At 69.1% G+C, this 16,792-nt stretch carries 14 protein-coding genes; 9 read left to right on the top strand and 5 right to left on the bottom strand.

Features of this window, described 5'->3' with window-relative positions; translation table 11 throughout:
• Window positions 1-50 precede the first annotated feature (50 nt).
• Window positions 51-2,594 (bottom strand): aminopeptidase N, encoded by a 2,544-nt coding sequence (pepN, locus tag C3B61_RS06590; protein WP_103460037.1) that lies wholly within the window; start codon window positions 2,592-2,594, stop codon window positions 51-53.
• A 102-nt stretch (window positions 2,595-2,696) separates the two neighbouring features.
• Between pepN and C3B61_RS06585 the strand changes: the two genes are divergently transcribed.
• A complete protein-coding gene (locus C3B61_RS06585; protein ID WP_103459929.1) occupies window positions 2,697-3,734 on the top strand; it encodes a DUF2332 domain-containing protein in 1,038 nt (345 codons plus the stop codon).
• Window positions 3,735-3,741: 7 nt separating this feature from the next.
• On the opposite strand, the gene C3B61_RS06580 is transcribed toward C3B61_RS06585, so the two are convergent.
• The 3 genes from C3B61_RS06580 to C3B61_RS06570 all read right to left on the bottom strand — a co-directional run bounded on the left by C3B61_RS06580 (window position 3,742) and on the right by C3B61_RS06570 (window position 7,954).
• Entirely contained in the window at window positions 3,742-4,497 is a 756-nt protein-coding gene (locus C3B61_RS06580) for a 3'-5' exonuclease (protein ID WP_244285852.1), read from the bottom strand.
• Between the two features lie 174 nt (window positions 4,498-4,671).
• Window positions 4,672-6,216 (bottom strand): SDR family oxidoreductase, encoded by a 1,545-nt coding sequence (locus tag C3B61_RS06575; RefSeq protein ID WP_088456405.1) that lies wholly within the window; start codon window positions 6,214-6,216, stop codon window positions 4,672-4,674.
• Between the two features lie 163 nt (window positions 6,217-6,379).
• The gene (locus C3B61_RS06570; protein WP_088456404.1) at window positions 6,380-7,954 is read right to left on the bottom strand and encodes an MFS transporter; all 1,575 of its coding nucleotides are present in this window, start codon (window positions 7,952-7,954) and stop codon (window positions 6,380-6,382) included.
• 283 nt (window positions 7,955-8,237) lie between these two features.
• Between C3B61_RS06570 and C3B61_RS06565 the strand changes: the two genes are divergently transcribed.
• From C3B61_RS06565 to C3B61_RS06535, 7 genes are all read left to right on the top strand, one after another.
• On the top strand, window positions 8,238-8,864 hold the full coding sequence (locus C3B61_RS06565; protein WP_103431995.1) for a mycothiol-dependent nitroreductase Rv2466c family protein: 627 nt from the start codon (window positions 8,238-8,240) through the stop codon (window positions 8,862-8,864).
• Between the two features lie 41 nt (window positions 8,865-8,905).
• Window positions 8,906-9,394, top strand: a complete 489-nt coding sequence (locus C3B61_RS06560; protein ID WP_103459928.1) for a ribose-5-phosphate isomerase — start codon at window positions 8,906-8,908, stop codon at window positions 9,392-9,394.
• Between the two features lie 41 nt (window positions 9,395-9,435).
• A complete protein-coding gene (locus C3B61_RS06555) occupies window positions 9,436-10,422 on the top strand; it encodes an Fpg/Nei family DNA glycosylase (protein ID WP_103459927.1) in 987 nt (328 codons plus the stop codon).
• A gap of 65 nt (window positions 10,423-10,487) precedes the next feature.
• The gene (locus C3B61_RS06550) at window positions 10,488-11,144 is read left to right on the top strand and encodes an FMN-binding negative transcriptional regulator (RefSeq protein ID WP_103459926.1); all 657 of its coding nucleotides are present in this window, start codon (window positions 10,488-10,490) and stop codon (window positions 11,142-11,144) included.
• Window positions 11,141-12,622: an amidohydrolase gene (locus C3B61_RS06545; RefSeq protein WP_103459925.1), complete on the top strand. Its 1,482-nt coding sequence runs from the start codon at window positions 11,141-11,143 to the stop codon at window positions 12,620-12,622. Before C3B61_RS06550 ends, C3B61_RS06545 begins: the two co-directional genes overlap by 4 nt.
• 78 nt (window positions 12,623-12,700) lie before the next feature.
• A complete protein-coding gene (locus C3B61_RS06540; RefSeq protein WP_103459924.1) occupies window positions 12,701-14,227 on the top strand; it encodes a sensor histidine kinase in 1,527 nt (508 codons plus the stop codon).
• Complete coding sequence (locus tag C3B61_RS06535) at window positions 14,227-14,925, top strand: response regulator transcription factor (RefSeq protein WP_103459923.1); 699 nt, start codon at window positions 14,227-14,229, stop codon at window positions 14,923-14,925. Before C3B61_RS06540 ends, C3B61_RS06535 begins: the two co-directional genes overlap by 1 nt.
• An 89-nt stretch (window positions 14,926-15,014) precedes the next feature.
• On the opposite strand, the gene C3B61_RS06530 is transcribed toward C3B61_RS06535, so the two are convergent.
• On the bottom strand, window positions 15,015-15,704 hold the full coding sequence (locus C3B61_RS06530; protein WP_103459922.1) for a hypothetical protein: 690 nt from the start codon (window positions 15,702-15,704) through the stop codon (window positions 15,015-15,017).
• Window positions 15,705-15,802: 98 nt separating this feature from the next.
• On the opposite strand from C3B61_RS06530, the gene C3B61_RS06525 reads away from it, so the two are divergent.
• Window positions 15,803-16,789 carry an L-lactate dehydrogenase gene (locus C3B61_RS06525; RefSeq protein WP_103431987.1) on the top strand — a complete coding sequence of 329 codons (987 nt, stop codon included), beginning with the start codon at window positions 15,803-15,805 and terminating at the stop codon, window positions 16,787-16,789.
• Window positions 16,790-16,792 lie beyond the last annotated feature (3 nt).

Here is a 16,792-nt window from a genome sequence, read left to right as displayed (position 1 = left end):
CACGATGAAAATCATCGAAGGCGGCGCCGTTGTCCGGTGGTGCCGGCGGACTACTCCTGGTCGCGGGCCTGCACGCGCAGGCTGCGTTCGACGCCGGCGAGGTTCTCCACCACGAGACGGCGAAGCGCCGCGGGCTCCGGGTTGGCGTCCAACCACGCCCGGGTCGCGTCGACCAGTGCCTGGTTCGACAGCGGCGACGGGTAGAGGCCCACGATCAGCTTCTCGGCGATGGAGTAGCTGCGCTCGGCCCACACCTTCTGCAGCACATCGAAGTACTGGCCGACGAACGGCTCGAGCAGGCTCGTGTCGTGTGCGCGCAGGAATCCGGCGGCGGTGACCCGCACGATGGTGTTCGGTGCGGTGTCCACGTCGATCAGCGAGGCCCAGGCTGCCTGCTTGCCTTCGATGGTGGGGATCGCGGCGCGCGCGTTGGCGGCGGACTGGGCACCGGTGGCGGTGTTGTCCGCGGTCAGGGCGGAGGCGATCTCCGCCTCACCGGCTTCGCCGCCGGCGACCAGCGCCGCGAGCAGCTCCCAGCTGAGGTCGGTGTCGATGTCCAGGCCCGGCAGCTTGAACGAACCGGTGCGAAGGCCCGCAACGGCGGCCAGCTGGGCCGGCGTCTCGGCGACGGAGGCGAAGAACTTCACGAACTGGAACTGAGCATCACTGCCGGCCTCTGCGCCCTGGGCCAAGGCCCAGAGTGCGTCGCCGACCGAGGCGACGGTGGCGTCGCGGTGCTCGGGGGCCACGTAATACTGCGCGGCGAGTGATACCTGGCCGAGAACCGTGCGCAGCGTCGTCGACTCGGTCTCGGTGGCGACGTTGCCCAGCACCAGCTTCACGAAGTCGCGCGGCGAGGTCTCGGCGTCGCGGGTGGCGTCCCAGACGGAACCCCAGACCAGCGAGCGGGCCAGCGGGCTCTCGATCGCGGCGAGGTGCTCGAGCGCCACGGCGTGCGAGGCCGGGTCGAGGCGAACCTTGGCGTAGGCGAGGTCGTCGTCGTTGAGCAGGATCAGATCGGCACGGGTACGACCGACGAGTTCCGGCACATCCGTCTGCACGCCGTCGACGTCGAGCTCGACGCGGTGCGTGCGCACCAGGGCGCCGTCGACCAGGTCGTAGAACCCGATCGCGAGGCGGTGCGGGCGGATGGTGGGGTAGTCCTCGGTGGCGGTCTGCAGCACGGCGAACGCGGTGATGACCCCGGCGTCGTCGACCTCGATCTGCGGGCGCAGGGTGTTGACGCCGGCGGTCTCGAGCCAGAGGGCGGCCCAGCCGGAGAGGTCACGGCCGCTGGCGGCCTCGAGCTCGACGAGCAGGTCAGAGAGCTCGGTGTTGCCCCAGGCGTGCTTCTTGAAGTACGAGGCGACGCCGGTGAAGAACGCGTCGATGCCGACCCAGGCGACGAGCTGCTTGAGAACGGATCCACCCTTGGCGTAGGTGATGCCGTCGAAGTTGACCTGCACGTCTTCGAGGTCGGTGATGGTGGCCACGACGGGGTGGGTGGAGGGCAGCTGGTCCTGGCGGTACGCCCAGCTCTTCTCCATTGCCGCGAAGGTGGTCCAGGCTTCGGTCCACTCGGTGGCTTCGGCGGTGGCGATGGTGGACGCCCACTCGGCGAACGATTCGTTCAGCCACAGGTCGTTCCACCACTTCATGGTGACCAGGTCGCCGAACCACATGTGCGCCAGCTCGTGCAGGATCGTGACGACCCGGCGTTCCTTGATCGCGTCGGTGACCTTGGAACGGAAGACGTAGGTCTCGGTGAAGGTGACCGCGCCGGCGTTCTCCATCGCGCCGGCGTTGAACTCCGGCACGAACATCTGGTCGTACTTGTCGAACGGGTACGGGAAGTCGAACTTCTCCTCGAAGTAGGCGAAGCCCTGGCGGGTCTTGTCGAAGATGTAGTCGGCATCCAGGTACTCGAACAGGCTCTTGCGGCTGAACAGGCCCAGCGGAATGATGCGGCCGTCGCTGGAGGTGAGCTCGCTGCGCACCACGGCGTACGGACCGGCCACGAGGGCGGTGATGTAGCTGGAGATGGTGTGGGTGGGTTCGAACGCCCAGGTCTTGTTGCCGTTGCCTGCATCCGTGGGCTCTGGCGTGGCCGAGTTGGAGATGACCTCCCAGGCGCCGGGCGCGGTGACGGTGAAGGTGAAGGCGGCCTTGAGGTCGGGCTGCTCGAACACCGCGAAGACGCGGCGGGAGTCTGGCACCTCGAACTGGCTGTACAGGTACACCTCGTTGTCGACGGGGTCGACGAAACGGTGCAGGCCCTCGCCGGTGTTCGTGTACGCGGCGTCGGCGACGACGGTGAGCACGTTCTCGGCCGCGAGGTCGTCAAGCTGAATGCGGACGCCGTCGCTGACGACAGCCGGGTCAAGCGAGGCGCCGTTGAGGGTGACGCTGTGCACACTCTCGGTGATCGCGTCGATGAAGGTCGAGCTACCGGCCACGGCGCTGAAGGCGACCGTGGTGGTGCTGGCGAAGGTCGTGGGACCCGTCGTCAGGTCAAGGGTGACGTCGTAGCTGGTCACGCTGACGAGCGCTTTGCGCTCCTGGGCTTCGATCCTGGTGAGGTTTTCTCCGGGCAACGGTTTCTCCATCTTCGTTTCGCGAGAGCGCTCTGGCGCATCCGCATAGAGAACAAGCCTAGCCACGGTGGCGCTGGTGGCGCGCCTGATTAGGCTGCCGGCATGAGAACCAGCACGGATGCCGGCGCCGATACCGCGTTGCGCTATCGAGCCTTCGCCGAGGTCGAGGCCCGGGGGCTGAGCGCCTGCTACGAGGCCTGGGCGGCGGGGGTGGCGCTCGATGCGGCGACGATCGGATTGATCGACCGGCTGCCGCCGACCAAACGGCAACCCAATCTGGTGTTCAGCGCGGCCAGGTTCCACGGCGCCGAGGCCGGCGGTTATCTGGGTTTCCGGGCCTGGCTGGCCGCGAACTGGGCGGTGGTCGAGCAGACGTGCCGCAGCCACGCGACCCAGACCAACGAGCCGGGCCGATGCGCGGTGCTGCTCCCGGCGCTCGGGAGTCTGCCGGGGCCGCTCGCCCTGATCGAGGTGGGGGCGTCGGCCGGGCTCTGCCTGCTGCCGGACTTATACAGCTATCGGTATCGGCCGGGCGGTCGCAGTGCTGACGGCCCGGGTGACGGCGCGGCCCTGCTCGACCCGCCCGCTGGGACCAGCCCGGTGCTGCTGGAGTGCGCGGTGACCGGTTCCGTTCCCGTGCCGAGCCGGCTGCCTCGCGTGGTGTGGCGGGCCGGCATCGACCTCAACCCGCTCGACGTGACAGATCCCGCCGACGTGGCCTGGCTGGAGGCTCTGATCTGGCCGGAGCACGATGACCGGCGGGCCCGGCTGCGGGCGTCCGTGCAGGTCGCCCGCACAGCCCCGCCCCGGCTAGTGCGCGGCGACCTCAACGAGCAGGTCGAGGCTCTCGTGGCCGAGGCCCCGCCGGATGCGACCGTCGTGGTGTTCCACACGGCGGTGCTGGCCTATCTCGACGAGGCCGGCCGGGACCGGTTCGTGGCGACCATGGCCCGGTTGAGGGCCGAGCGTGGGGTGCGCTGGCTGGCCAACGAGGGGCGCACCGTGGTGCCAGGGGTGGCCGGGACGCTGCCGTCGACGCTGCCTGCGGCATCCGGTTCGGCTGACTTCGTGCTGTCGTTGGACGGTCGGGCGGTCGCGCTAGCCCAGCCGCACGGTCGCGCGGTGCATTGGCTCGGCTGAGGGCAGGCTAGATCGCCGGTGTGGCCAGCATGGGCGCAGCCGCGGCACGGTCGGCGCCGGCCCGGATCGGCCAGGCACCGTCGATGACGATCAGGTCGTCGCCCTTGGACTTGCGCAGGTAGCTCTGGAAGCTCTCGGCCTGCTCCCTGGCCCAACCGACCTGGCGGTCGTGCAGGGTGTACAGGTCGGTCTCCTCGGTCTTGGCCAACAGGGCCCAGGCGACCCGACCGGTGGCCACGGCATCCGCTTCGGCGTCGTGGGCCCCCTCGAGCAGCACGCCGTAGTACTCGGCGGTGGCCACCAGGGTGCGCTTGCCCTTGCGGTAGCGGTCCACAGCCTTGTCGATCACGTAGGGGTCGAGCACCGGGCCGAAGTCCTCGATGGGCGCCAGCCCGTAGCGGCGGGCCTCGGCGTTGAGCATCGACAGGTCGAAGCTGGCGTTGTAGGCCACGATCGGGCGGCCTCCGTCGATGCTGCGGCGCAGTACCGTGAGCATCTCGGCGATGGCGGTGGCCGGGTCGACGCCGTCACGCTGGGCGACCTCGTCGGTGATGCCGTGGATGGCGGACGCTCCCTCCGGAATGGGGATGCCGGGATTGAGCAGCCAGCTGTACGAGCCGTTCACCGTGCCGTCGCGCATGACGCGGCCGATGAAGCACGTGACGATGCGGTCCTCATCGGTGTTCACACCCGTGGTCTCCAGGTCGAACACGCACAGCGAGGGGATGTCGGCGATCGGGGTCTTGGCGGTTGATGTCTGCACGTTCCGACCCTATCGGCGCCCACCGACACTCCCGGTGAGGCGGCCGGGAGTGCCGCGCATCCTCTCCACAACTCATCGCGAAAGCGGTGAATCGGTTGCTTCAGCGCCGCGGAGGCAGCCGTGAACCCGCTTTCGCGAGATGAACCTTTCGCTAGGAGGGGGTGGTGCGGCCCCCTACCAGGTACCGGGGCGGTAGTCCTTGAGGAAGACCCCGTGCACGTCTTCGCCGGCCTCGCCGCGCACGATGGGGTCGTACACCCGGGCGGCGCCGTCAACCAGGTCGAGTGGGGCGTGGAAACCCTCCTCGGCCAGGCGGATCTTGGTGGGGTGCGGGCGCTCGTCGGTGATCCAGCCGGTGTCGACGCTGGTCATCAGGATGCCGTCGGAGAGCATCTCCTTGGCGCTGGTGCGAGTGAGCATGTTCAGGGCGGCCTTGGCCATGTTGGTGTGCGGGTGCCCCGGACCCTTGTAACCGCGGCCGAAGACACCCTCCATCGCTGACACGTTCACGATGTAGGTGCGCCGAGCCTCGGATGCCGCCATCGAGGCCCGCAGACGGCTCACCAGCAGGAACGGGGCCGTGGTGTTGCACAGCTGCACCTCGAGCATCTCGAGTGGGTCGACGTCTTCGACGTTGGCCGTCCAGCTGTTCTCCTCGTGCAGGTCGGGCACCAGTCCGCCCGCGTCGATGGCGGTGCCAGCGGCCAGCCGTGCCAGCGACGAGGAGCCGGGGGCCAGGGCCAACGCGGTGAGGTCATCGGCGGTGAGGGCGGCGCCGGTGGCCGCGGCGGCGAGGATCGGGTGGCTGGCCACGGACGCGGCCAGCGCGGTGGGGTGCGCATCGTTGGTGTGCCCGAACGAGACGATCTCGGGCAGTTCGCCGTCCGGCAGCGGCGAGGACTCGGCCTCCACCAGCGGGGAGTACGACCCGGGGGAGCGTCGCACGGTCTGCGCCGCGTTGTTGATCAGGATGTCCAGCGGACCCTGCGCGGCGACGGAGTCGGCCAGGCCGATCACCTGGGCGGGGTCGCGCAGGTCGATGCCGACAACGCGGAGGCGGTGCAGCCAGTCCTTCGAGTCGGGCATGGCGCTGAACCGGCGCACCGCGTCGCGGGGAAACCGGGTGGTGATGGTGGTGTGGGCGCCGTCGCGCAGCAGCCGCAGGGCGATGTACATGCCGATCTTGGCGCGGCCGCCGGTGAGCAGGGCGCGTTTGCCGGTGAGGTCGGTACGGGCGTCGCGCTTGGTGTGGCTCATCGCCGCGCAGCTCGGGCAGAGCTGGTGGTAGAACGCGTCGACGAGGGTGTACTTCTGCTTGCAGATGTAGCAGGCGCGCGGCACGAGCAGTTCGCCGGCCGAGGGCCGGTCGGTGCCCAGACGCAGCTGGGCGCCGATGGTCTCGTCGTCGATGCGGGTGGGAGCCCCGGTGGCGGTGGCGGCAATGACCTCACGGTCCGCGTCCGCGATCAGCTGGCGCTTCTCGTGGCGGCGCACGGTCTTCACCGACTTGAACATCTTGGCGGTGGCCTGGCGCACGGTGACGAAGTCGGGGTCGTCCGGGTCGATGGTGGCCAGGGAGGCGAGCACGCGCAGGGCCACCTCGAGGTCGTGGGGGTCGATCGCGGGTGTCGCGGATGCGTCGCCGGTGGGGGCATCATCGACGGACGCGACGGATGCGGGCTCTACGGGTGTGCTCTGCGGGTGTTGCTCGGTGGTCATCAGAGAATTCTACGACGGCGCATCCGCCCCTCACACAGCCGGGCGAACAGACAACTGTGGCCGGTGCGGACAATTGCGCCCGGTGTGCGGGTCACAATTGTCCGCACCGGCCACAGTCGCTTCTGAAAAGCAGTCCTCCGAAGAGGGGCGGTACGAGGTGGAGCTAGACCTTGGCCGGCTCCGAGTCGGTCTCGGTCTTGAGCGCGCTCAGGTCCATCGACGAGGTCGGCGGCTCGAAGGTGGCGTCGAACGGCATCTCGTCGTGGTCGAGCAGGGGGTTCTCGAACTGGCCGGCAACGAGCTCGTGTGCCTCTTCGACCGATTCCACGCTCGGCATGGAGCCGGGCAGCGGGCGGTTGGCGGATTCCTTGAGCCAGAAGATGCTGATTCCACCGATGAACGAGGTGGCCATCAGGTAGTAAGCCGGCATCATGTCGTCACCGGTGGCGGCGATGAGCGCCGCGATGATGAACGGCGTGGTGCCACCGAAGATTGCGACGGCGAAGTTGTACGCGATGCCCATCGCGCCGTAGCGGCTGGCCGTGGGGAACAGGGCCGGCAGCGCCGAGGCGAGGTTGGCGACGTAGAACGTCACCGGGAGGGCGATCAGGGCCAGACCGGCGAGGGTCGTGAAGACGGAGCCCATACCGATGAGCAGGAACGCGGGGATAGCGAAGACCACGGCGCTGATCGAACCCATCCAGAGCACTGGGCGACGGCCGATCTTGTCGCTCAGGCGACCGGTGAGCGGGATGCAGCAGGCCATGATCACGAGGATCGGGATGGTCAGCAGCGTGCCGTGCAGCTCGTCGTACCCCATGGTGCTGGTGAGGTAGGTCGGCATGTACGAGGTGAGCGCGTATCCGACGGTGTTCGCGGCGGCGACGAGGATCATCGCGAGGACGATGCCGCGCCAGTAGTTCTTGAAGATGGCGACAGGTCCCTTGGGGATGCTGTCGTCCTCAACGAAGTCGGGGTTCCTGGCGTTGACTTCCTGAGCGTCCAGGCTGGCCTGGAAGGCCGGGGATTCCTCGATCTTCATCCGGAAGTAGATGGCGATCAGGCCCAGCGGTCCGGCGAGCAGGAACGGCAGACGCCAGCCCCACTCTTCCATGGCCGCCTGACCGAGAGTCACCTGCAGGATCGACACGAGAGCGGCACCCATGGCGAAGCCGAGGTAACTGCCCATGTCGAGGAAGCTGGCGAGGAAGCCACGGTTCTTGTCCGGAGCGTGCTCGCTGACGAAGGTGGTGGCACCGGCGTACTCGCCGCCGGTGGAGAAGCCCTGCACGAGCTTGGTCAGCACGAGCAGCACCGCTGCCCAGATGCCGAGCTGGGCGTAGCCGGGCAGGATGCCGACCACGAAGGTGGAGGCGGCCATGAGCATCAGCGTCATGGCGAGCACCCTCTGGCGGCCCAGCTTGTCGCCGAGCCAACCGAAGAACACGCCACCGAGGGGGCGGGCGATGAAGGTGGCGGCGAAGGTGCCGAGCAGGAACAGCGTCTGCACGGTCGGGTCGGCTTCGGGGAGGAAGACGGGACCCATGGTGGTGATCAGGTAGCCGAAGACTCCGACGTCGTACCATTCCATGGTGTTTCCGACGATCGTGCCGCCGAGCGCCTTCTTCAGCATCGGGCGGTCGACGACGTTCACGTCGGAGACCTTGAGCTTCCGGCGCAACAGCGGCTTCTTGATCTTCTTCACGGTGCGATCAGCACCGTTAATAGCGTTTGACATGTGTCACTTTCTGACAGTAGAGATGCCTCTTGTGGAGGTCATGACATGACTCTTGCGCAGGCACGTCGAGCCTCGAATGGAGGTCGTGAGATGCCTCAGATGGAGGTCATGTGCCCCGGATGCGGGGCCGCCCCTCGATGGGCATAAGCGTCAATTTTAGCGCAATTTGCGTCAGAATCAGGCATTTCTCTTTCGATAGCCGCTCTGGACAGGGCTTTAGCCGGGTTCGGTGCGCGCCGCTTCGGCGGCATTTCGGGACCTTTGACTCGCTTAGGCTGGGTCGATGAGCGACTCTGTGACCTTCTGGTTCGACCCCTCCTGCCCCTGGGCCTGGATGACTTCTCGTTGGGTGGACGAGGTGAGTGATCTGCGCGGCTTCGAGGTGAGCTGGCAGGTGATGAGCCTCGCGGTGCTGAACGAAAACACCGACGTTTCCGAGGAGTACCGCGCGTTCTTCCCCCGGGCCCTCAAATACACCCGTCTGGTGCAGGCCGCTCAGGAGCTGCACGGCCAGGAGACCGTCAAGGCTCTCTACGACGCGCTGGGCACCCGAATCCACCACGAGGGCAACTCGGATGCCGATTCCGTGATTCCCGCGGCGCTCGCCGAGGTGGGCCTGCCGGCCGACTTCGCCCGCTACGCCGAGAGCGACGAGTTCGACGTGCAGATGCGCGCCAGCCACTTCGACGGCATCAACCGGGTGGGCCAGGACGTCGGCACCCCGGTGATCGCCGTGAACGACGTTGCCTTCTTCGGCCCGGTCATCTCGCCGGCACCGACCGGGGATCAAGCGCTGGCCCTGTGGGACGGCGTGGTCGCGGTGGCCGGCTACGACGGCTTCTTCGAGATCAAGCGCAGCCGCACCCGCGACCCGATCTTCGCGCCCGCCCTCGTTGCGGCCGCCGAGTAGCAGCGCCGCAGCATCCCGCCCGACTAAATAGACTGCTCATCATGCGCATCCATATCGCCACCGACCACGCCGGCCTCGACTTCAGCACCCTCCTGATCAGCCACCTCGGTACGGCCGGGCACGAGGTCATCGACCACGGGCCCACCAGCTACGAACCGCTCGACGACTACCCGGCGTTCTGCATCAGCGCGGCGGTGGCCGTGGTCGCCGACCAGGCGGCCGGCGTCGAGGCACTCGGCGTGGTGTTCGGCGGCTCCGGCAACGGTGAGCAGATCGCGGCCAACAAGGTGCACGGCGCGCGCGCCGCGCTGGTCTGGAACGCGGCCACGGCGACACTCGCCCGCGAACACAACAACGCCAACGTGATTGCGATCGGCGCCCGCCAGCACCCCATCGAGGACGTCATCGCGTTCATCGACGCCTTCATCGCCACCCCGTTCCCCGGCGAGGAACGCCACCAGCGCCGTATCGACCAGCTGGCCGAATACGAGACCACCGGCACCATCGCCGGCACCGTCCTGAGCAACTGAGCTGCACCTCACCTGATCCACCGAGTCGGAAAGGCATCGCCGTGCCAGAGGGTCATTCCGTCCATCGCATCACCCGGCAATTCGCGCGCAACTTCGTGGGCCGCCCGGTGCAGCTCTCGTCGCCGCAGGGCCGGTTCGCCGCCGGTGCGGCACAACTGAGCGGTCACGTCATGACGGATGCCCGCGCGGTGGGCAAACAGATGTTCCTGGAGTTCGACAACGGGCTCTGGCTACGGGTGCACCTGGGCATGTACGGCGCCTGGGACTTCGCGGGCGACATCATCATGGACGCCACGATCGCCTCGAGCAACGGCCGGATGGGACAGACCAACCAGCGCGGCACCGACCTCGCGCCGGTGCTGGATTCAGCGGGCGAGAACTCGATGCACAGCATCGGTGCGCCCCGCCGCACCCGGGTGCGCATGGCCGAGCAAGAAAAGGAGATCGACCAGCTCGACACCTTCCCGCCCGAACCCGTCGGTCAGGTGCGGGTGCGCCTGCTCACCGACACGGTCTCGGCCGACCTCCGCGGCCCGACCGCCTGTGAGGTGCTCGACCCCGCTCAGGTTGACGCTGTGCTGGCCAGGCTCGGCCCCGACCCGCAGCTCGACGACAGCCCGGAGGCCGAGCAGCGCTTCGTGGACATCGTGCGCAAGAAGCCCACCCGTATCGGCCTGCTGCTGATGGACCAGTCCGTCGTCAGCGGTATCGGCAACGTCTACCGCGCCGAGCTGCTGTTCCGGGCGAGGATCAACCCGCATGCCCCGGGCAAGTCGCTGACCGAGGAGAGCTTGCGGGCCCTCTGGCGGGACTGGGCGCATCTGCTGGCCATCGGTGTGAACACCGGCCAGATGATGACAATGGACGACCTGACGGGCGAGGATTACCGACTCGCGATGAAGAACCGCGCCGACCGGCACTGGGTCTACAAGCGCGAGGGCCTGCCCTGCCGGGTTTGCGGCACCCACATCACCCTCGAGGAGATGGGCGCTCGAAAGCTCTACTACTGCCCGTCCTGCCAGGCCTGACCCGTCCCATTCGCCGCACCTGCGTCTGTCATCGCTGACCCCGCCCGCACCCCAGGAGCCCGCCCGTGAGAACCAACCCCAGCTTCGCGCTCGACCAGGTCGACGAGGTACGCCGTCTGATTCAGGAGTACCCCTGGGTAACCCTGGTGAGCTCCACCGACGCGGGCGAGCTCGTCGCCTCGCACTACCCGGTGATCCTCGACACGGCGGCCGCCGACGGCGAGATCGTGCTGCTCAGCCACGTCGGTCGGCCCGATGAGCAGCTGCACGAGCTGGGCGCGCACGAGATCCTCGTGATCGTGCAGGGCCCTCACGGCTACATCTCGCCCGGCTGGTACGACGCCCGCCCCGCCGTGCCCACCTGGAACTTCGTCACCGCGCACCTGCACGGCACTCCCGAGATCCTCTCCGATGCCGAGAACCTGCGGGTACTCGCGGCCCTGGTCGACCACTTCGAGGACCGCATGGACGAGCCCCGGCGCATGAACGGCACCCCGGAGAACGCCGACTACGCTGCCCGCATCGTCGCCGGTACCGTGGGTTTCCGCCTGCGGGTGACGCGCTTCACGGCGAAGGACAAAATGAGCCAGAACAAGCCGGCCGCCACAGTAGACCGTATCCTCGCCGAGCTCGACGGTGACGGTCCGTACGCGAGCCCGGCGCTGGCCGCCCGGATGCGCCGGGCCCGCGACAGCGCCGCCGAACCCACCGCCGCCGAATGAGCCTGGTACTGCGCAACGGCCGCCTGCCCGGCAGCGACGACCTCGTCGACGTGCGCGTTGACGACGGCCTGATCACCTCGATCGGCTACCTCGCACCCGCGAGCGGCCACTCGCCGGCGACCCGGACCGTTGATCTGGGCGAGCGCTGGATCACGCCGGGGCTCTGGGACAATCACGTGCACTTCAGCCAGTGGTCCCAGACCGCCAGGCGGCTCGACGTGTCCGACGCGACGAGCGCCCGGGCGGCCGCCGATCTGGTCGCCGCCCGGCTGGCCGCGGTGCCGGCCGCAGGCAAGCACGACAGACTCGTCGGCTTCGGCTTTCGGGATGCCCTGTGGTCGGATGCCCCGAGCCGCACCCTGCTCGACGCCGTCTCAGGGCCGGTACCGGTGGTCCTGGTCAGCGGCGACCTGCACAGCTGCTGGCTGAATTCCGCCGCCCTCGCGGTCTACGGTTTCGCGGGCCACCAGACCGGGCTGCTGCGCGAGGACGACGCCTTCGCGGTGGAACACGCCATCGACAACGTGCCGGACGCCGACCTCGACGCCTGGGCCGACGAGGCCGCCCGTGCTGCGGCCGCCCGCGGTGTGGTGGGCATCGTCGACCTGGAGATGACCTGGAACCTCGACGTCTGGCGGCGCCGCATCGATGCGGGCACCGACAGCCTGCGGGTCGATTTCGGCCTGTACACGCACCACCTCGACGACGCGATCGCGCAGGGTCTCACCAGCGGCCAGGTGATCGACGGCACCGGCGGGCTGCTCACCGTCGGCCCGTACAAGGTGATCACCGACGGCTCGCTGAACACCCGCACCGCGTACTGCTTCGACGCCTACCCCGGACTCTCCGGCGACCATGACCGTGGCATGCTCACCGTGCCCGCCGACGAGCTCGAGGCCCTGATGCGGCGGGCCGCCGCCGCCGGCATCCGCCCCGCCGTGCACGCCATCGGCGACAACGCCAACAGTCTCGCCCTCGACGCCTTCGAGGCCGTGGGCTGCACCGGCAGCATCGAGCACGCTCAACTGCTCACCGCGGCCGATGTGGCCCGGTTCGGCCGCCTGGGGATCACGGCCAGCGTGCAACCCGAACACGCCCTCGACGACCGCGACGTGGCCGACCGGTACTGGGCCGGCCGCACCGAACGGGCGTTCCCGCTGGCCGACCTGCTGGCCGCCGGGGTGCAGCTGGCGCTCGGCTCCGACGCACCCGTCGCGCCACTCGACCCCTGGGTGGCCATCTCGGCCGCCGTGGGGCGCAGCCGGGGCGAGCGCGCCGCCTGGCACCCAGACCAGGCGATCTCCCGGCAGGCCGCACTGGCGGCATCCGCCCGCGGCCGGCACGGCATCGGTGTGGGCCAGATCGCCGACCTTGCGATCTGCGAGATCGACCCGTTTGTGGCGTCGGTGGCCGATCTGCGACGGATGCCCGTGGCCGCGACCCTGCTCGGTGGCCGGTTCACGCACAGCACACTCTGAGGTGCGGGGGATAACCCCCACACAGATCCGGCGGCTGGGGGGATGGGCGCAGGCCGCGGCCGAGAGCACGCTGGAACCATGACGAACGACACCCTCAATTCCGCCACGGGCGCCGGTGACACCACCGAGAGCCCGAACTCTGCCACGCTGGGCTTCGTGCAGCCCGCCAGCAAGCCCGCCGAGAGCGGCCAGAGCCCGACCGGCCAGAACCCCGCCGGCCAGAACCCCGCCGGCCAGAACCCCGCCGGCCAGAACCCCGCCGACGCCGGGCCGACCGGCTATCTCAGCCTGTGGGCGCGCACGCCCAGGGAGCTCGGCTTCCTGCTGCCGACCCTGCCCATCGTCATCGTGTCCCTGACCGTCCTGGTGACCCTGTTCGCCACGGGAGTGAGCCTGGTGGCCCTGTTCGTGGGCCTGTTCATCGTCGTGGCCGCCCTGTACGCCGCCCGCGGCTTCGGCGTCGTCGAGCTCACCCGGCTGCGCTGGGCAGGCCAGCCGGCCATCACCCGGCCTCAGTGGACACCGCGCGGCGAACCTGCGACGCCGCTGCGCGCCATCCTCGGTCCGCTGGTGTCCGGGCATTACTGGCTGTACCTGCTGCACGGCATGATCGTGAACTTCATCGTGGGCGTCGTGTCCTGGTCGATCGTCATCGTGTGGCTGTCCGGCGCGCTCGGCGGGCTCACCTACTGGATCTGGAGCTGGTCGCTGCCCAACGACAGCGAGTCTGTGGGGCTCTTCGATCTGATCACCGGTTCGTTCGGCCCCGACAGCGGCCAGAACCTGGCCGCCGAGAACGTGCTGAACGCCGCCCTGGGCCTGGCCTTCCTGCTCACCCTGCCGTTCGTCACCCGCGGCATGGTCCTGATGCACCAGGGCATCGCGAGCGTGATGCTCGGCGCCTGGTCGTCCGAGGCCCTGCAGCGTGAGGTCGCCGACCTCAGTGCCTCCCGCGGCGCGGCCGTGTCGGCCGAAGACCAGTCGCTGCGCCGGCTCGAGCGCGACATCCACGACGGGCCCCAGCAGCGCCTGGTGCGCCTGCAGATGGACCTCGCCAGCGCCGAACGCCGGCTCGACGACGACCCTGATGCCGCGCGCCGGCTTCTCGTCGAGGCCCGCGAACAGGCCCGCGACACGCTCGAGGAACTGCGGGCACTCTCCCGCGGACTGGTGCCGCCGATCCTGCAGGACCGCGGCCTGATCGTGGCCCTGGAGTCGCTGGCCGCTCGCAGCACCGTGCCCGTTCAGCTGGAACTGCAGGTGGACAGCGACCTGCGGCTGCCCTCGGAGATCGAGCGCAGCAGCTACTTCATCGCCGCCGAACTGCTCACCAACGTGGCCAAGCATGCCGGGGCCACCGGCATCCGGCTGCACCTGGAACTCCGCCGAGTCCCGGAGGACGACTCCACTTGGCTGGACCTCTGGGTGATCGACAACGGCCACGGCGGCGCGGTCCTGCAGGACGGCCACGGTCTGGCCGGCCTGGACGAACGCCTCAAGGGCCTGCGCGGCATCCTGTCGGTGCGGAGCCCGCACGGCGGCCCCACCGCGGTGGGCGCGCACATCCCTGTGGTGCGCGACCTGGGCAGCTCCGTCGTTCGGTGATGAGTGCGCCCTATCCTGAACGGGTGAGCACACTCCAGCGTCCAGCCCCCACCGCACCGCTACGCCTGGTCCTGGCAGAGGACTCCGTGTTGCTGCGTGAGGGTCTGGTGCGGCTGTTCGCCGAGGCAGGTTTCGACACCGTGGCCGCCTACGCCGACGCCGACGCCCTGCTCGCCGAGGTCGAAGCCCTGCGGCCCGACCTCGCGGTACTCGACGTGCGGATGCCGCCCACCTTCCGCGACGAAGGTGTGCGCGCCGCGATCGAGCTGCGGCGCCGGCTGCCGGGCATCGGCATCCTGCTGCTCAGCCAGTACGTCGAGGGCACCTATGTGCAGGAGCTGCTGGCGTCGGGGGAGGGCGGCCTGGGCTACCTGCTCAAGGACCGGGTCGCGTCGCTCGACGAGCTGCAGGATGCCGTCGCCAGGGTGAGCGCCGGCGGCACGGTGCTCGACCCGCAGGTGGTGCGCGAACTGCTGGCCCGCCGCACCAGTCCGCTGGCGGCGCTGACCCCGCGGGAGCGTGACGTGCTCGGCCTGATGGCGGAGGGGCGCACCAACGTGGGCATCGCCGAGCGCCTCGTGATCGGGGTCGGCGCGGTGGAGAAGAACGTCACCGCGATCTTCGTCAAGCTCGGCCTCGACGACACCGGGTCCGATCACCGCCGGGTGCTCGCGGTGCTGGCCTTCCTGCAGGGCTAGCAACTGCAGGGCGGCCCCCGACTTGCGGCACCGTGCCCCGTCAACGCCCGCACACGGTACTTCGTTCGCACGTCGGCGAAGAGCAGGGATCAATCGGCAGGGGGAGACGGGAACAACGGCGTGTACCGCCGCCAGAAGCCGAGATAGCGGGTGCCGCCCACGACGATCGAGCCGGCCAGGAAGCCCACGCCGCCCACTACGGAGATCGCGAGGCAGACGAGCAGCGGCAGGCCAAGCCCCAGGGTGATCCCGGCCAGCAACAGGCCGAGCAGGGTGGAGTTCACCGCGACGATGAACATCATGCTGCTGCCCAGCACCTGGCTGAAATTACGCGGCTTGCCGCCCAGGAAGTAGTAGGTGGTCTGGGTGCCGGGCATGTCGTCGAACCGGGACGCCATCAGGTACGGCGCGACCCCGGGGTCAAGCTCCACGTACGCCGCCCGCAACCTATTCATCGCCAGCACGTAGGCCAGGTCCTCCATGCTCACATTCGTCACCCGCACCTGGGTGAGGACACCCACGAGCAGGATGATGCCGAGCACCGTGAGTGCGAAGCCGGGGAAGCCCTCGTCGAACTGGGTGGCCTGCCCGGCCAGGGCCAGGCTCACCAGCCCGGCCGAGACCAGGTACAGGAACATGCTGATGCGGGTCAGCATCTCACCCTGGGTGGTGCTGCGCGAGGCCAGCAAGCTCCAGTGCTCGGTGGCGAGCAGCTGGGCGCGCACCGCGGGCGGTACTTCCGGGTTCGGGCCGGCCGGCGCCGGGTCCTCGTCGGGCATGCAGCCATAGTGGCCCGCATCCGCCAAGCCGCACAGGGCACCCGGCGTGACAGGGCACGGCGTGAGGGAGCGGACCCACGATAGAGGACACTGGGACCATGAGCGTGATTGAGAACTCCAAACTGGCCATCGTCGGCGCCGGCGCCGTCGGCACATCCCTGGCCTACGCGGCCCTGATCCGCGAGTCCGCCCGTGAGGTGGCTCTGTACGACATCAACTCGGCCAAGGTGGCCGCCGAGGTGCTCGACCTCGCACACGGCACCCAGTTCACCGGGGCATCCAGGGTCACCGGCGGCGATGACCTCGACGTGGTGAGCGGCGCCAACGTCGTCGTGATCACCGCCGGCGCCCGCCAGCATCCCGGCCAGTCCCGCCTCGAGATGGCCGGCGTGAACGTCGAGATCCTGCGCGACCTGATGCCCAAGCTCGTCGAGCGGGCCCCCGACGCCATCTTCGTACTCGTCACCAACCCCGTCGACGTGCTCGCCGTGGCCGCCCAGCAGTTCAGCGGCCTGCCGCCGGCGCGGGTGTTCGGCTCCGGCACCGTGCTCGACTCCTCCAGGCTGCGCTGGATGCTGTCCGAACGTGTCGGCGTGGCGATCTCCAACGTGCACGCCCTCATCGTCGGCGAACACGGCGACTCCGAGTTCCCGCTCTGGTCGCAGGCGCGTATCGGGCCGATCTCGCTGGCCGACTGGATGCTGGCCCGCGGCGCCACCGGACCGGCGCAGGGCAGCGGATCTGTGCCGTTCTCCGAGGCCGAGTTCGAGTCGATCGCCGACGAGGTCAAGAACGCTGCCTACAAGGTGATCGAGGGCAAGGGCGCCACCAACTACGCCATCGGCCTCTCCGGCGCCCGCATTGTCGAGGCGGTGCTGCGTGACGAGGGAGCCATCCTGCCGGTCAGCTCGGTGCTCACCGACTACCGGGGTGTCAGCGGGGTGGCCCTGTCGGTGCCCAGCGTCATCGACGCCAGCGGTATCGCCCGCGTCATCGACGTGCCGTTCTCGGCCAAGGAGCAGGCGCTGTTCGAACACTCCGCCGCCACCCTCCGCGCCTCCCTCGACACCCTCGGACTGGCCTGACCC

Source organism: Cryobacterium zongtaii (assembly GCF_002909375.1).
Taxonomy (GTDB): domain Bacteria; phylum Actinomycetota; class Actinomycetes; order Actinomycetales; family Microbacteriaceae; genus Cryobacterium; species Cryobacterium zongtaii.
The sequence above is the reverse complement of the archived record's forward strand: the minus strand, read 5'-3'. Positions and strand labels throughout refer to the sequence as shown.

What these genes read in the sequence shown, in the direction of transcription:
- C3B61_RS06585 (WP_103459929.1), top strand. Translation starts at nt 2,697, where the DNA reads ATGAGAACCAGCACGGATGCCGGCGCCGATACCGCGTTGCGCTATCGA.
- C3B61_RS06575 (WP_088456405.1), bottom strand. Translation starts at nt 6,216, where the DNA reads ATGACCACCGAGCAACACCCGCAGAGCACACCCGTAGAGCCCGCATCC.
- C3B61_RS06570 (WP_088456404.1), bottom strand. Translation starts at nt 7,954, where the DNA reads ATGTCAAACGCTATTAACGGTGCTGATCGCACCGTGAAGAAGATCAAG.
- C3B61_RS06565 (WP_103431995.1), top strand. Translation starts at nt 8,238, where the DNA reads ATGAGCGACTCTGTGACCTTCTGGTTCGACCCCTCCTGCCCCTGGGCC.
- C3B61_RS06560 (WP_103459928.1), top strand. Translation starts at nt 8,906, where the DNA reads ATGCGCATCCATATCGCCACCGACCACGCCGGCCTCGACTTCAGCACC.
- C3B61_RS06545 (WP_103459925.1), top strand. Translation starts at nt 11,141, where the DNA reads ATGAGCCTGGTACTGCGCAACGGCCGCCTGCCCGGCAGCGACGACCTC.
- C3B61_RS06540 (WP_103459924.1), top strand. Translation starts at nt 12,701, where the DNA reads ATGACGAACGACACCCTCAATTCCGCCACGGGCGCCGGTGACACCACC.
- C3B61_RS06535 (WP_103459923.1), top strand. Translation starts at nt 14,227, where the DNA reads ATGAGTGCGCCCTATCCTGAACGGGTGAGCACACTCCAGCGTCCAGCC.
- C3B61_RS06530 (WP_103459922.1), bottom strand. Translation starts at nt 15,704, where the DNA reads ATGCCCGACGAGGACCCGGCGCCGGCCGGCCCGAACCCGGAAGTACCG.
- C3B61_RS06525 (WP_103431987.1), top strand. Translation starts at nt 15,803, where the DNA reads ATGAGCGTGATTGAGAACTCCAAACTGGCCATCGTCGGCGCCGGCGCC.